The sequence below is a fragment of the Halomonas borealis genome (assembly GCF_004798905.1).
Lineage (GTDB): Bacteria > Pseudomonadota > Gammaproteobacteria > Pseudomonadales > Halomonadaceae > Halomonas > Halomonas borealis.
Genome location: NZ_SDMO01000020.1, coordinates 24,965 through 39,225, shown reverse-complemented (window position 1 = coordinate 39,225; position 14,261 = coordinate 24,965). Strand labels below are relative to the sequence as shown.

Annotated in this window: 16 protein-coding genes and 1 pseudogene; 3 read left to right on the top strand and 14 right to left on the bottom strand. The window is 67.3% G+C overall.

Annotated features, from left to right (window positions below; all coding sequences use genetic code 11):
* Positions 1–174: 174 nt before the first annotated feature.
* Positions 175–594 carry an OsmC family protein gene (locus ETC07_RS14710; RefSeq protein WP_136249273.1) on the top strand — a complete coding sequence of 140 codons (420 nt, stop codon included), beginning with the start codon at positions 175–177 and terminating at the stop codon, positions 592–594.
* Between the two features lie 171 nt (positions 595–765).
* Positions 766–1,560: an adenosylmethionine decarboxylase gene (gene speD / locus ETC07_RS14705; RefSeq protein ID WP_136249272.1), complete on the top strand. Its 795-nt coding sequence runs from the start codon at positions 766–768 to the stop codon at positions 1,558–1,560.
* 117 nt (positions 1,561–1,677) lie between these two features.
* Here speD and coq7 read toward each other — a convergent pair whose 3' ends face one another.
* The 5 genes from coq7 to purD all read right to left on the bottom strand — a co-directional run bounded on the left by coq7 (position 1,678) and on the right by purD (position 5,425).
* Positions 1,678–2,322 (bottom strand): 2-polyprenyl-3-methyl-6-methoxy-1,4-benzoquinone monooxygenase, encoded by a 645-nt coding sequence (coq7, locus tag ETC07_RS14700; RefSeq protein ID WP_136249271.1) that lies wholly within the window; start codon positions 2,320–2,322, stop codon positions 1,678–1,680.
* Between the two features lie 79 nt (positions 2,323–2,401).
* Positions 2,402–2,743, bottom strand: coding sequence for a histidine triad nucleotide-binding protein (locus tag ETC07_RS14695; RefSeq protein WP_136249270.1), 342 nt, complete (start codon positions 2,741–2,743; stop codon positions 2,402–2,404).
* A 46-nt stretch (positions 2,744–2,789) separates the two neighbouring features.
* Positions 2,790–3,662 (bottom strand): phosphoribulokinase, encoded by an 873-nt coding sequence (locus ETC07_RS14690; RefSeq protein ID WP_136249269.1) that lies wholly within the window; start codon positions 3,660–3,662, stop codon positions 2,790–2,792.
* A complete protein-coding gene (locus ETC07_RS14685) occupies positions 3,662–4,096 on the bottom strand; it encodes an acyl-CoA thioesterase (RefSeq protein ID WP_136249268.1) in 435 nt (144 codons plus the stop codon). Before ETC07_RS14685 ends, ETC07_RS14690 begins: the two co-directional genes overlap by 1 nt.
* A 33-nt stretch (positions 4,097–4,129) precedes the next feature.
* On the bottom strand, positions 4,130–5,425 hold the full coding sequence (purD, locus tag ETC07_RS14680) for a phosphoribosylamine--glycine ligase (RefSeq protein ID WP_136249267.1): 1,296 nt from the start codon (positions 5,423–5,425) through the stop codon (positions 4,130–4,132).
* A 259-nt stretch (positions 5,426–5,684) separates the two neighbouring features.
* Between purD and ETC07_RS14675 the strand changes: the two genes are divergently transcribed.
* Complete coding sequence (locus tag ETC07_RS14675) at positions 5,685–6,398, top strand: 16S rRNA (uracil(1498)-N(3))-methyltransferase (protein ID WP_136249266.1); 714 nt, start codon at positions 5,685–5,687, stop codon at positions 6,396–6,398.
* Here the strand turns inward: ETC07_RS14675 and ETC07_RS14670 are convergent.
* The 9 genes and pseudogenes from ETC07_RS14670 to ETC07_RS14635 all read right to left on the bottom strand — a co-directional run.
* On the bottom strand, positions 6,390–6,980 hold the full coding sequence (locus tag ETC07_RS14670; RefSeq protein ID WP_136249265.1) for an ATP-dependent zinc protease family protein: 591 nt from the start codon (positions 6,978–6,980) through the stop codon (positions 6,390–6,392). The genes ETC07_RS14675 and ETC07_RS14670 overlap by 9 nt on opposite strands.
* The gene (locus ETC07_RS14665; protein ID WP_240724681.1) at positions 6,977–8,266 is read right to left on the bottom strand and encodes a lytic murein transglycosylase; all 1,290 of its coding nucleotides are present in this window, start codon (positions 8,264–8,266) and stop codon (positions 6,977–6,979) included. Before ETC07_RS14665 ends, ETC07_RS14670 begins: the two co-directional genes overlap by 4 nt.
* Positions 8,267–8,402: 136 nt before the next feature.
* Positions 8,403–8,801, bottom strand: coding sequence for a monovalent cation/H(+) antiporter subunit G (gene mnhG / locus ETC07_RS14660; protein ID WP_136249264.1), 399 nt, complete (start codon positions 8,799–8,801; stop codon positions 8,403–8,405).
* Entirely contained in the window at positions 8,794–9,063 is a 270-nt protein-coding gene (locus ETC07_RS14655; protein ID WP_136249263.1) for a monovalent cation/H+ antiporter complex subunit F, read from the bottom strand. The genes mnhG and ETC07_RS14655 overlap by 8 nt, the downstream gene beginning before the upstream one ends.
* An 18-nt stretch (positions 9,064–9,081) precedes the next feature.
* Positions 9,082–9,555: a Na+/H+ antiporter subunit E gene (locus ETC07_RS14650; protein ID WP_136249262.1), complete on the bottom strand. Its 474-nt coding sequence runs from the start codon at positions 9,553–9,555 to the stop codon at positions 9,082–9,084.
* Entirely contained in the window at positions 9,552–11,069 is a 1,518-nt protein-coding gene (locus ETC07_RS14645) for a Na+/H+ antiporter subunit D (RefSeq protein WP_136249261.1), read from the bottom strand. The genes ETC07_RS14650 and ETC07_RS14645 overlap by 4 nt, the downstream gene beginning before the upstream one ends.
* The gene (locus ETC07_RS14640) at positions 11,066–11,413 is read right to left on the bottom strand and encodes a Na+/H+ antiporter subunit C (protein ID WP_136249260.1); all 348 of its coding nucleotides are present in this window, start codon (positions 11,411–11,413) and stop codon (positions 11,066–11,068) included. The genes ETC07_RS14645 and ETC07_RS14640 overlap by 4 nt, the downstream gene beginning before the upstream one ends.
* A 3-nt stretch (positions 11,414–11,416) precedes the next feature.
* Complete coding sequence (locus ETC07_RS15955; RefSeq protein WP_240724682.1) at positions 11,417–11,845, bottom strand: Na+/H+ antiporter subunit B; 429 nt, start codon at positions 11,843–11,845, stop codon at positions 11,417–11,419.
* Positions 11,846–11,872: 27 nt separating this feature from the next.
* Positions 11,873–14,164: pseudogene (locus tag ETC07_RS14635) on the bottom strand (putative monovalent cation/H+ antiporter subunit A); the annotation flags it as partial.
* Positions 14,165–14,261: the final 97 nt, after the last annotated feature.

Here is a 14,261-nt window from a genome sequence, read left to right as displayed (position 1 = left end):
CGTTTCATCACACGTGGCCCGGCAAACAGGAAGGAATTCAGTGCATGAACACCACGGCACAACGGACCGACGGTCGTCCATTCGTCGCCTGGGGGCATGGAAAGCCGGCAGTGGCCGCGGTGGAGCCGCACGTTTCATCACACGGGATCCGACAAACAGGAAGGAATTCAGCTCATGAAAGCCACAGTGAAATGGACCGATGGTCGTCAATTCGTTGCCGAATCCGGCAGTGGCCACAGCGTGGTCATCGACGGCCCGCCCGACCATGGCGGCCGCGACACCGGCCCCCGCCCGATGGAAATGCTGCTGATGGGCATGGGCGCCTGCACCTCCTTCGATGTGCTGGAGATCCTCGAGAAGTCTCGCGCCCCGGTCACGGACTGCGTGGCGAGCATCGAGGCCGAGCGCGCCGATAGCGTGCCCAGCGTCTTCACCAGGATCCACATCCACTTCACGGTCAGCGGCCAGGGGCTCAAGGAGAAACAGGTCAAGCGCGCCGTGGAACTCTCCGCCGACAAGTATTGCAGCGCCTCGATCATGCTGGCCCAGGGCGGCGTCGAGGTGACGCACGCCTTCACCATCGTCGAAGAGTGACTTCTCCCGCGCCGGGGCGACTGTCCATTCGGCCTCCGGCGGGGCGCAAAAAAACCGCGGCGGCGGGTGCGCCGCCGCGGTGGGCTGTGCATAATACGCGCCTTTCGATCGTCTGGGTTCCGGCACCGCGCGTCGGGATGACACCATCCGCCACACTAGGGAGGCTCGGACATGACCGACACTCTCCGGCTCCACGGGTTCAACAACCTGACCAGCTCCCTGAGCTTCAACATCTACGATATCTGCTACGCCAAGACCGAAGAGCAGCGCCAAGCCTATATCGACTATATCGACGAGCTCTATAACGCCGAGCGGCTGACCCAAATCCTCAAGGATGTCACCAATATCATCGGCGCCCATGTGCTCAACATCTCGCGTCAGGACTACGAGCCCCACGGGGCCAGCGTGACCATCCTGATCGCCGAGCACGAGCTGGAGGAAGCCGCGCCCGAGCAGATGGAACCCGGCCCGGGGCCGCTGCCGGAGACCGTAGTGGCACACCTCGACAAGAGCCATGTCACGGTACACAGCTACCCCGAGTCACACCCGGACAACGGCATCAGCACCTTTCGCCTGGATATCGATGTCTCGACCTGCGGCCATATCAGCCCGCTGAAGGCGCTCAACTACCTGATCCACAGCTTCGATTCCGACATCGTGACCATGGACTACCGGGTGCGCGGCTTCACCCGCGACGTGAACGGCAAGAAACTGTTCATCGATCACGACATCGCCTCCATCCAGGACTACCTGGCCGATGACACCAAGCAGGCCTACCAGATGATGGATGTGAACGTGTATCAGGAGAACATGTTCCACACCAAGATGCTGCTCAAGGACTTCGAGCTGGACAACTACCTGTTCGGCACCTCTCGGCGCGATATCAGCTTCGAAGAAGCGCGCGACATCGAGGGCCGGCTGCGCAAGGAGATGCTGGAGATCTTCTACTCGCGCAACATGGACTGACGCGGCGGAGCTTTACGCCGTAAGCCGTCAGAAACGTCAAAAACCCCATCGGTCGGACCCGATGGGGTTTTGGGTGATGGGGTGACTCGCCGCTTATGGCTCACCCCACGGGGGCAGTTAAAGCCTGTAGACCGAGCGGGTCATCACCTTGGAGGCGAGCGACATGCCGGCCTTGACCGGCCCCGGAAAGCGCGCGCCACCGGCGGCCAGCGCCTGCTCGGCGTGCTGCGCCTCGTCGATGGCCATCTGGCGCAGCACCGCGCGGGAGCGATGATCCCCCGCCGGCAACTCATCCATATGGGCATCGAGATGGCGCCCCACCTGCTCCTCGGTAGCCGCCACGAAGCCCAGGCTGAGCCGATCGCCGACCGCACCGGCCAGCGCCCCCATGCCGAACGAGGCGGCGTAGAACAAGGGATTGAGGCGGCTGGTCTGGCCGTCGAGCTCGGTGAGCCGCGCTTCGCACCAGGCCAGGTGATCGATCTCCTCCTGGGCGGCCTCCTCCATCTGAACACGAATCTCGGGCAGCTTGGCGGTCAGCCCCTGCCCCTGATAGAGGGCCTGGGCACAGACCTCACCGGTATGGTTGATGCGCATCAACCCTACCGCATGGCGGCGCTCCGCCGGGGCCAACGCGTCGTCACGCAGTTCCGGGGTGGCCGGCGAAGGGCGCGACGGCTGGGCGGCGCCCGGCAGCAGGGTGCGCAATACGGCATCGCCCTGGCGCACCAGTCGGTCGGCACGGGAATACTGACGGTTCATGACACCCCCTGAATCGATGATGGCCGCATTGTAACCGAGTCGCCCCGGGGCCGGCAGTTTCCCCGACGCGCGGAGCCGACTAGCCCGCCGGCCAGGTGAAGCGCCGACCGCCCATCAGGTGCATGTGAATGTGGTAGACGGTCTGGCCGCCCTGTTCATTGCAGTTCATCACCACCCGGTAGCCGTCATCGGCGAAGCCGGCCTCGCGGGCCAGCCTGGCGGCGGTGAACTGCAGCCGCCCGACCAGCGCCAGATCGTCTTGCTCGATGTCGTTGAGGGTCGCGATATGGCGCTTGGGCACGATCAGCTGGTGAGTCGGCGCCTGAGGATTGAGGTCATTGAAGGCCAACACCTCGTCGTCTTCATAGACGATGTCGGCGGGTATCTCGCGATGGATGATCTTGCAGAACAGGCAATCCATGGGGAAGGCTCCTCGACGGGTGACGAACGCGGATGGTAGAAGCGGCTCAGCGAAAGCGTCGCTGGGCCAGCAGGTGGCGCACCAGCGGCCCCAGGATCAGCTCCATGGCCAGCGGCATGCGCGAGCCCGGCACCACCAGGGTATGCGGGCGGCTCATGAAGGCATCCTGGATCATCGCCAGCAGGTAGGGGAAGTCCACCGTGGCCGGGTCGCGGAAACGGATCACCACGAAGGACTCGGCATCGACGGGGATGTCCTGCACCTCGAAGGGGTTGGAGGTATCCACCGTGGGCACCCGCTGGAAGTTGATATGAGTGCGCGAGAATTGCGGCTGAATGTAGCGCACATAGTCGTCCATGCGCCCCAGGATGGTGTCGATCACCGCCTCCTGGGAATAGCCGCGATACCGAATGTCGCGGTCGATCTTCTGGATCCACTCCAGATTCATGGTCGGCGCCACGCCGACCAACAGGTCGGCGTGGCGGGCGATGTCGTGCTCGGCGGTCACCAGGCCACCGTGCAAGCCCTCATAGAACAGCAGATCGGTACCCGAGGGCAGCGGCTGCCATTCGGTGAAGGTGCCGACCTGATAGCCGGCCTCGATCATCGACTTGTCTTCGGCGTGGATGTAGTGGCGATAGGTGCCACGACCGTGTTCGCCGTATTCCTGGAACAACCCCTCCAGCTCCTCCAGCAGGTTGGCCCCGACGGAGAAGTGCGACAGCTCGTCCTTGCGCTCCGGCTCCTCGCGAAAGATCCGCGCCAGCTCCTGGCGGGTATAGCGATGGAAGGCATCGCCATCGACGAAGGCCGCATGCAGGTCCTCGCGGGCGAACATGCGCTCGAAGGTGCGCTTGACCGTGGTGGTACCGGCCCCCGAGGAGCCGGTCACGGCGATGATCGGATACTCGCGCGACATCAGGCCGCCCCCTCGAGGCATTCGCGCACCACCGCGGGCACCGCCGCCGGGCGCCCGGTGGCGGGGTCCAGCAGCATCAGGTTGATGCGTGCCGTGGCCACGGCACGCTCATCGGCGACCCGCCGGATACGATGATAGACGGCGATCACGCGGCGCCCGGGCGCCGGGATGGCGGTGTCCACCATCAGCGCCTCGGGCCAGTGCGTCTCGGCCTGGTATTGCACCGCGAGGTCGGCCGCCACGCACGCATAGCCGCCCATGTCGCCCTCGCTGAGCGACAGGCTGGCCAGGGCCTGGACGCGGGCCTCATGCATCATCGATACCACGGCGTCATGGCCGAGGTGCTGGCCATAGTTCATGTCGGTGATACGCACCGACAGCGGCTGCCGGTGGAGAATATCCGCTTCGGGGAAATCCAGTTTCACGCGTTCCATGCCGCCTCCTCGTGGTGAATGTCGGCCGGCCATTCAGCCGGCACCGCCCTCCCGGGCGATGGCGCGGTGGGCGATATCGCGCCGATGGAAGGCATCCTGCCAGCGGATCTCGGCCACGCCTCGATAGGCCAGGTCACGCGCCGCCGAGACACCCTCGCCCAAGGCGGTGACGCACAGCACGCGGCCGCCGGCGGTGAGCACCTCGCCGTCCTGGCCCGTGGCGGTGCCGGCGTGAAAGACCTTGCTACCGATGGCCTCGGCGGCCTCGAGCCCCTCGATGGCATCGCCCTTGCGGTACTCGTCGGGATAGCCGCCGGCCGCCAGCACCACGCCTACCGCGACACGTTCGTCCCACTCGCAGGCGTGGCCGGCCAGCGCACCACGGGCACCGGCCAGGCACAGCTCGGCCAGGTCGGACTCGAGGCGCAGCATGATCGGCTGGGTCTCGGGATCGCCGAAGCGGCAGTTGTACTCGATCACCCGCGGGTTGCCCTGGGGGTCGACCATCAGCCCGGCATACAGGAAGCCGGTGTAGGGGTGGCCTTCCTCGGCCATGCCCCGCACCGTGGGCTGGATGACCCGCTCCATGATGCGCTCGTGGACCTCGTCGGTGACCACCGGTGCCGGGGAGTAGGCGCCCATGCCCCCGGTGTTCGGCCCCTGGTCGTCATCATAGGCGCGCTTGTGATCCTGGCTGGTGGCCATGGGTAGCACCGTCTCGCCATCGACCATGACGATGAAGCTGGCCTCCTCGCCCTGCAGGAAGTCCTCGATCACCACGCGGGCGCCGGCATCGCCGAAGGCGTTGTCCTCGAGCATGTCGTGGACCGCGGCCTCGGCCTCGGCCTGGTTCATGGCCACGATCACGCCCTTACCGGCGGCCAGGCCGTCGGCCTTGATGACGATCGGCGCGCCCTTCTCGGCGAGGTATTCAAGCGCCGGTGCCACGGCCACGAAGGTGCGGTACTCGGCGGAGGGGATGGCATGGCGAGCCAGGAAATCCTTGGCGAAGGCCTTGGAGCCCTCGAGCTGGGCGGCGCCGGCGGTGGGGCCGAAGATCGCCAGGCCGGCCTCGCGGAAGCGGTCGACCACGCCTTCCACCAGCGGCGCCTCGGGGCCGACGATGGTCAGGTCGATGGCCCGCTCACGCGCGAAGGCGATCAGCCCGTCCAGGTCCTCGGCGCCGATCGCCACGTTCTCGAGCCCGGCCTCGCGGGCGGTGCCGGCATTGCCCGGCGCCACGTGGACGCTCTCGACACGCGGCGACTGGGCGACCTTCCAGGCCAGGGCATGTTCGCGGCCACCGCCGCCGATGATCAGAACCTTCATCCGCTGCTCTACCTCACTACACGGGGAAACACGGGAAAAATGTCGCGGCATTATGTCAGAAAGCGGCCGCGGGCGCCGCCTCCGGCCTCCTCGAGCGCCCCCGGCGACCCGGCTCGGTCGCATCGCGGCGACGATCGGCAGGCTGGCGCATCCCACACACGGCCCTCTTGGGGCGATTCGGCTGGGCGAAGACCTGCCGATGCAGGTATTGTGCACCGCCCACCCCTTCATGCAAGGCATACCGGCACCACGAGGCCCCATGAACCTGATCCTGCTCTCGCCCGACGACATCGAGAACGACCGCCTGGCTCGGATACGCGACCCACGGCGGCTCGCCCACCTCAAGGAGGTCCACCGGGCCCGCGCCGGCGACGACATGACGCTCGGCATCGCCGGCGCGACCCTGGGGCGTGGCCGCCTCTTGACCCTCGACGAGTCCGAGGCGCTGTTCGACGTTTCCGGCCTCGACCAGGCCCCGCCGCCGCCGCTGCCGGTCCACCTGGTGCTGGCCCTGCCGCGGCCCCGGATGCTGGCGCGCACGCTGGAGCACGTCACCGCGCTGGGAGTGAAGGAGCTGACGCTGCTCAACACCCGGCGGGTGGAGAAGAGCTACTGGCAGTCGCCGGAACTTGGCGACGACAAGATCCGTCGCCACCTGGAGCTGGGCCTGGAGCAGGCCCGCGACACCCGCCTGCCGCGGGTGACCCTGGCCAAGGGCTTCCGGCCCTTCGTCGAGGACACGCTGCCATCGCTGATGGCAGGCCGCCGTGGCCTGCTGGCCCATCCCGGCATGCCCGACGCCTGCCCGCGTGGCGTCGAGGACGAGACGCTGCTGGTCGTCGGCCCCGAAGGCGGCTTCATTCCCTGGGAAGTGGAGCGGCTGGTCGAGGCCGGTTGCCGGGGTGTCCACATGGGGCCGCGCATCCTGCGCGTGGAAACGGCGGTCACCGCCCTGCTGGCGCGGCTATTCTGACGCCTCGGCGGAGGCCGTATCGGCATCCGCGTCGGCGGCCCCCTGCCCGCCCTCATCCGGCCGATGCGCCACCCGCCGGGCATCGCCGGAACAGCCAGGCTCGGTCAGATGCTGACTGGCCGCGTCGAGACGCCCCAGGTGGCCGATGGTGCGGCGCCCCAGCAAGATCGGATAGGTCATCTCCGAGCGGTCGCGCAGGCTGAACTCCTCCTCGTAACGCACCCCGTCCACGCAGACCTCGAGCAACACCACCGGGCGATCGTCGGTACCGCCGGCACCGCGCACCGTGAGGCGCCGCTCGCGCGGCCGTTCCAGGTGCATGGCGAAGGTCTCCCCCTTGTCATCATCATCGAAGCGCAGCCGGAAGCGCACCCAGGGCTCGCCCTCGCGCTCGAAGGTCTCGATGTCCCGAGCGTCCAGCGACGAGGTCAGCGCGCCGCTGTCGAGCTTGGCCTCGAAGGGTAGGTTCCAGGGCATCAGGGTCACCGATTCGACCCACCCCACCGTGCGCTCGGGGGATTCGGCCACGGCCAGCCCCGACGACCACATCAGCGCCGTCAGGCACCACGCCATGCGCCTCATGAGCTCACCTCACGCAACCGTTCCAGCAGGGCCAGGGTGGCGAAGCCATCCGGCGTCACGCCGAGGTCGCGCTGGAAGGCCCGCAGGCCACGCCGGGTGTTGGGCCCGAGGATGCCATCGGCCTCGCCGACCTCGTAACCGCGGGCAGCGAGCCGGCGCTGCAATTCCAGCACCTGGGTGCGCTTGAGCGCCGGTTCCTGACGGGGCCAGTCGCCCTGAATCGCGGCACGCCCGGCGATGGCATCGCTCAACGCGGCTACCGCCAGGGCATAGCTGGTGGCGTTGTTGTAGCGCCGAATGACCCGGAAGTTGTGACCGATCAAGAAGGCCGGACCACGCACGCCAGCTGGAGCGATCAGACCGGCATCCGCAAGGGTCGGCAACGCGCCGCCGCCGCGGCGGCTGACACCGGCGGCCGCCCACCCGTCTGCATCGCGCCGGGTCGCGGCATCGGTCAGCGCATAGTCGAAGCCGTCCGGCAACACGACCTCGACGCCCCAGGGCTCGCCCTCTCGCCAGCCGGCATCGGCGAGATAGCCCGCGATCGAGGCCATGACGTCGGGGACACTGCCCCAGATATCGCGGCGGCCGTCACCGTCGCCATCCACCGCGTGGGCCAGATAGCTCGATGGCAGGAACTGCGGGTGCCCCATGGCGCCGGCCCAGGAACCGACCATGCGCTCGGCGGGTACCTCGCCGGCCTCGAGAATACGCAACGCCGCCAGCAGTTCACCGCGTGCGAACTCGCGACGGCGGCCGTCATGGGCCAGGGTCGCCAGCGCATCGAGCGTCGCGACCTCGCCCTGGTAGCCGCCGTAGCTGCTCTCGATGCCCCAGATCGCCACCAGCACCTCGGCCGGCACCCCGAAGCGTCGCTCCGCACGCCGAGCGGTCTGGCGATAGTCGGCCAACCGCGCCTGCCCGGTGCTCACCCGGCTCGACGAGACCGCGCCGTCGAGATACGCCCAGATCGGGCGCACGAACTCCGGCTGGCGACGGTCCAGCTCGATCACCCGGGGCAGATAGCGCAGCGCGTCGACGCGTGCCAGCGCGGTCTCGCCGAGGCCCGCCTGCCGGGCCCGACGGCGGAAGTCGTGCCGCCAGTCGGCAAACGTTCGATCGGCGCCGACGCCCCGGGCGGACGAGGCCTCCGCTCCCTCATCGGGCGTCGCCGAGGCCGATACGTCGGTCGATGGCGAGGCGGCTTCGGCACGCGGCGTGGCAAGCCCCTGGCAGCCGGTCAGGCCGGCGCACAGCAGCATGAGGAGCAATAACGGGGGCAACATCGACGGCGTTCCTTGACGAAAAGAGCCCTCGATGATGGCGCAGATCGCCCCGCCAGGCCAGCCCGACGGGCAGGCAGTCCCTCCCGGCTCGCAAGCGGCCAGGCCCCTGAGCGAGCCGCGCGTCGACGATGGGCGGTCAGTCGCCGTGGCGTGATCCGCTGGCCGGATCGTCTTCTTCCTCACGCCCGCTGCGCAGGCGGTGTGTCAGCGGGTCGTAGTGGGGGCGCAGTTCGTCCTTGACGGTGCCATTCCACAGACGGGCGCCCACGAAGTAGCCGGCCCGGCCGATGATGTGTGCCGCCACCGGCGCCGTCAGCAACAGGAACAGGATGATCCCGAAGGCCCGTGCCACTACGGCCGTCTCGGCGAAGTGCAACGCCACCGACAGCATGATCAACGTCACACCCAGCGTCGCCGCCTTGGTCGTCGCATGCAGGCGCGTCAGCAAGTCCGGCAGGCGGACCACCCCCAGGGCGGCCAATAGCATGAAGGTCGAGCCGCTGAGCATGCCCACCGCGGTCAGCACGTCAGTCATCTCGCGGTCCTCCCCGCTCCAGGAATCGGGCAAAGCCGATCGTCGCCATGAAGGCCATCAGCGCCATGACGATGGCCACGTCCAGCAGGATCGCCACGTCGGTGGCGATGGCCACCACGCCGATGATGCCGACGAGGATCGACGAGAATAGCTCCAGCGCCACGACCCGATCCGGCAGGCTCGGCCCGCGGAAAAGGCGCGCGAACGCCAGGCAAAGCGCCAACGACATCAGGGCCAGACTGAACAGGATCACGATCGACACGGGATAGGCCTCGACTGGTTAGTGAAAGAGTTCCAGGGCACGCCTCTCGAGCTCGGCCAGGCTTTGGGTCAGCGCCGGCTCGTCGTCGAGGAACATCGCATGGATGTAGAGCACACGACGGTCGTCGGAGACATCCAGGCTCAGTGTCCCCGGGGTCAGCGATATCAGGTTGGCGACGAAGGCGATCTCGAACTCGGTACGCGCCTTCAGTGGCATGGCGATCACCCCCGGCTTCATGTACCAGGGCGGGGTGACGATGTCGTAGGACACCCGCAGGTTGGAGACCACCAGCTCCTTGAGGAAGAAGCCGACGAAGCGAACCAGCCGCGGCAAGCGCTGCGCGTAACCGTTCAGCGCCGGGACCTGAGGCTGAATCAGGGCCAGCACCAGGTAGCCGAACACCAGCCCGGCGAACAGGTTGCCGCCGCTGAAGTCGCCGGTCAGCACCACCCAGGCGACGCCGAGTAACAGGTTCCAGGCCGCCCCGATCATACGCCTCCTCCGGGTGTCCCGAGCACCGCTTCGATGTAGCGTTCCGGCGCCAGTAGCTGCGCCGCCGAGGCCTCGGCCAGCGCATAGAGCGCGTCGGGTTGCAGACCGATCACCAGGGTGCAGATCGCCAGGCCGACCACCGGCGCGCCCATCAGCCACAGCTCGCGCTGCCCGACCTGCCGCGGCGGCACCCTGTCCGCCTCATCGTCGGGCGGCGCCTTCCAGAACGCCTCGTTCCAGATCTTGGTCATCGAATAGAGGGTCAACAACCCGACCAGCAGGGCGATCGCCGTCACCCCATAGGCCTCGGCCTCGAGGCCCGCGCGAATCACGATGAACTTGGCGAAGAAGCCGGATAATGGCGGCATCCCGGCCAGCGACAGCGCGGACACCAGGAACAGTACCGCCAGCCAGGGATGGTCGCGATAGACGCCGCCCAGCGCCTCGAGGCGATAGCTGCCGCGCAGCCGCTGGACGATGCCGCTGATCAGGAAGAGATTGGTCTTCACGATGATGTGGTGGACGATGTAGAACACGCCCCCGAGGATCGCCAGCGGCGTGAACAGCGCAAGCCCCAGGATCATGTAGCCGATCTGGCTGACGATGTGGAACGACAGGATGCGCCGGAACTCGAACTGAGCCGCCGCCCCCAGCACGCCGGACAGCATGGTCAGCGCGGCACCCCATTGCAGGATCTCGTGGGTATAGCCGGGGCTATGATGGAAGATCAGGGTAAACACCCGGAACAGGGCATAGACCCCGACCTTGGTCAGCAGGCCGGCGAACAACGCCGACACCGCCACCGGCGGGGTATGGTAGGAAGCCGGCAGCCAGAAGAACAACGGGAACGCCGCCGCCTTGATGCCGAAGGCGACCATGAACATCATCGCCAGCACGTCGACCATGCCGGTGTCCTCCAGGCTCGCCAGCCGACGGGCGATGTCGGCCATGTTGAGCGTGCCGACCATGCCGTACAGCAGGCCCACGGCCACCAGGAACAGTACCGAAGACACCAGGTTGAGAGTGACGTACTTGATCGCCCCTTCCATCTGCGGCTTCTCGCTGCCCAGGATCAGCAGCGCGAAGGACGCCACCAGCATCACCTCGAACCACACGTAGAGGTTGAAGATATCACCGGTCAAGAAGGCCCCGGCCACCCCGGCCAGCAGCAGATGCATCAGCGGGAAGTAGCCGTAGTCCTGATGACCGCGGCCGATCGAGGCCAGCGAGAAGAGTGCCACGGCCAGGCCGATGACGCCGGTGAGCACGACCATGATGGCGCCCAGCAGGTCGGCGACCAGGCTGATGCCGAAGGGGGCCGACCAGCCGCCCACCTGCATCACCTGGATCCCCTCGCGGTTGACCGTCATCAGCAGCCAGCAGCTCGTGATCAGCAGTCCCGCGGTGCCGCCCACCGCGATCAGGCGCTGCATCGTGCGGGAACGCCAGCACACCAGCGACAAAGCACCGGCGAACAAGGGAATGAGGATGGGGAGCGCGATCTGCGGGGTCACGTGTCGGTATCCTTCATCTGATCCAGGTCGTCGGCCCGTACGACCTCCCAGGCGCGCCGCACCAGCACCACCGCGAACGAGAGCACGCCGAAGGCGATGACGATGGCGGTCAGCACCAGCGCCTGAGGCAGCGGGTCGGCCACCGCCGACGTCGGCGCGCCGAGCCCCTCCGGCACCAGCGGCGGTGCCCCACGACGCATGCCGGCCGTGGTGAAGATCAGCAGGTTGGCGGCGTTGGACAGCAGCATCAGTCCGATCACCAGCTTGACGATGGAACGCCGCAGCATCATGTAGATGGCGGTGGCGAACAGCACGCCGATACTCACGGCCATTAGCGATTCCATGGGCTATCCCTCATCGTGTCGATCGTTGTCCACCAAGGCGGTGATGGCGGTGAGCACCACACCCACGACCGCCAGATAGACCCCGATATCGAAGATCAGCGGTGTCGAGGCCTTGAAGTCGATCACCGGGATCGTCCACCAGTGGGCGGTGAAGAAGGGCTCGCCGCTCCACCAGGCCGGCAGCGTCGAGAGCATGCCGAGCAGCAGACCGACGCCCACCAGATCGCGCGGCGAGACTCGCAGGACCTGACGCAGGGCATCGCGCCCGAAGGCGAACAGGTAGAGCGCGAACCCCCCCGAGGCCGCCAGGGCGGCGATGAAGCCCCCGCCGGGCTCATCGTGACCACGCAGCAGCAGAAACACCGAGAACAGCAGCTGCAGCGGCAACAGCAGACGGGCGGCGACGCTCAAGATCAGCGTCCCGGACTTCATCGGCCCTCCCGAGCCTCCATCATCGCCGGCCGGGTTCCCGCGAGCATGGAACCGCAGCATGGCATGGACACCCACGGCCGCCAGGGCCAGGACGAAGATCTCGCCCAGGGTGTCCAGGGCGCGGAAATCAACCAGGATGACGTTGACGATGTTATGCCCGTGGGCCTGCGGCTGACTGTTGGCGACCATCCAGTCGGAAATGCGCGGCAGGCGCTCGCCGGACAGCACCGAGAGCATCAGCAGCGTGATCATGCCGCCGGTCAGCGTCGCCACCACCAGATCACGAAGCCGCTCGATGGGCGTCGACAGGGTGGCGAAGCGCGGCAGGCGGAACAGCACCAGCGCCAGCAGCACCACGGTGAGGGTCTCCACCAGCAACTGGGTGATGGCCAGGTCCGGCGCACTGAACAGCACGAAGGTCAGGGCGATGCAGAAGCCCATCACCCCCACCGCCGCCACCGCGGCTAGCCGCGCCCGCATCACGCAGGCGGACACCGCACCGGCGACCATCAGGCCGGCGACCACCGCCTCATGGATGTAGACCGACACGCCGAGCTCGATCGCCAGGCCATGGCGGAAGAAGAAGGCATGCCCCACCAGCCCCAGCATGACCAGCAGGGTCATCACCAGGTAGTTGCGAATGTAGCCGTTCTGCAGGAAACGCGTCTGCCAGGCCGCCAGTGCCACCAGGCCCGCCATCAAGGCATCGTAGCCGGCCTCCGGGCCACGCGTCATCAGCGGGTCGAGCCGCCGTAACATGCCACGCAGCCCATCCCAGTATCGATACACCAATCCCCCCAGCACCAGGCTCGCCAACGACAGCCCGAGCGGCAGGTTGATGCCATGCCACAGCGCCAGCTTCACGTCGGCCCCGGAGGCGCCGATGTCTGCCAGGACGGCGCGGGTCAGGCCATCCAGCCCACCCGGCGCGAGCCCCAGCAGCAGCGACAGCGAGGTCAGCAGCAAGGGCCCTGCAAGCATCGCGAGGGGCGGCTCCCGGGGCGTGCGCGGCGTCTCCTGCCGGGCGCCGAAGAAGGGGCGCAGCGCGACGATCGCCGCCACCGAAAGCGTCAGGAAGGCAGCCACGAAGGCCGGCACCAGGAGGCTTTTTTGCCAGCTCGAGGCCTCCAGCAGCGAGACGAACATCAGCTCCTTGCCGACGAAGCCCAACAGCGGCGGCAGGCCGGCCAGCGACAACGCGGCCAGCATGGCCAGCGCCGCGGTCAGCGGCATGACCCGGCGCAGCCCGCCCATGGCGGTGACGTCCTTGGTGCCGGTCTCATGGTCGAGGATGCCGGCGACCAGGAACAGCGTGCCCTTATAGAAAGCATGCGCCAGCAGGAAGATCACGAAGGCGCTCAGCGCCCCGGGCGTGCCGATACCCAACAGCAGGGTCAGCGTGCCCAGCGCCATCACCGTGGAATAGGCCAGCAGCGTCTTGATGCCGGTGTGACGAATCGCCAGGAAGGCGCCGGTCACCATGGTCAAGGCGCCGACCAGCGACAGCGTGAACACCCAGGCCTCGCTGCCGGAAAGCGCCGGATGCAGCCTGGCCAGCAGATAGATGCCGGCCTTGACCATGGTCGCCGAGTGCAGGTAAGCCGAGACCGGCGTCGGCGCCGCCATGGCGTTGGGCAACCAGAAATGGAAGGGGAACTGGGCCGACTTGGTGAAGGCCCCGAGCAGGATGCAGATCAGCAACGGCGTGTAGAGTTCATGCTGGCGCAGGACGTCGCCACGCTCGACCAGCGCCTGCAGGGACCAGCTGTCGCCGGCCTGAGCGAGCATGACGAAGCCGGCCAGTAGCGCCAGGCCACCGCCCACGGTCACCAGCAACCCCTGCTGGGCGGCCTTGCGCGCGGCAGAATCGGTATGGTTGAAGCCGATCAGCAGGTAGGAGGTGATGCTGGTGAGCTCCCAGAAGACGAACAGCGCCACCAGGTTATCGGACAGCACCAGGCCCAGCATCGACATCATGAAGGCGGTGATCACCACCAAGAAGCGCGGCAGGTCGCGATGACCACGCAGATACTCGCCGCTATAGACCAGCACCACGGCGCCGATCACGCTGATCAGCAGGGCGAACATCAGCGACAGGCCATCGAGCAGGAAGGTCAGGCTGATATCGAGCCCCGGGGCCCAGGCCCACTCCAGCCGCAGCGCACCACCGGCGACGACCATCGGCCACTGGGCCAGCAGCCAGGCGGCGATTCCCGCCGGCAATGCTGCCATCAGTAGCGGGGTACGCGCGGCGAACCAACGGTGCAGCAGCGGCGCCATGCCGGCGAGCACGAAGCCTCCCAATACAGCCAGTTGCATCGAGCATCCCTCCTTGGCGTCCGTACGGGCTCACCGGATGAAAGCGTGGCTCAACCTTAAAGAGCCCGATTTTGAAAGGCAAGGAGGCGCGAGCCGC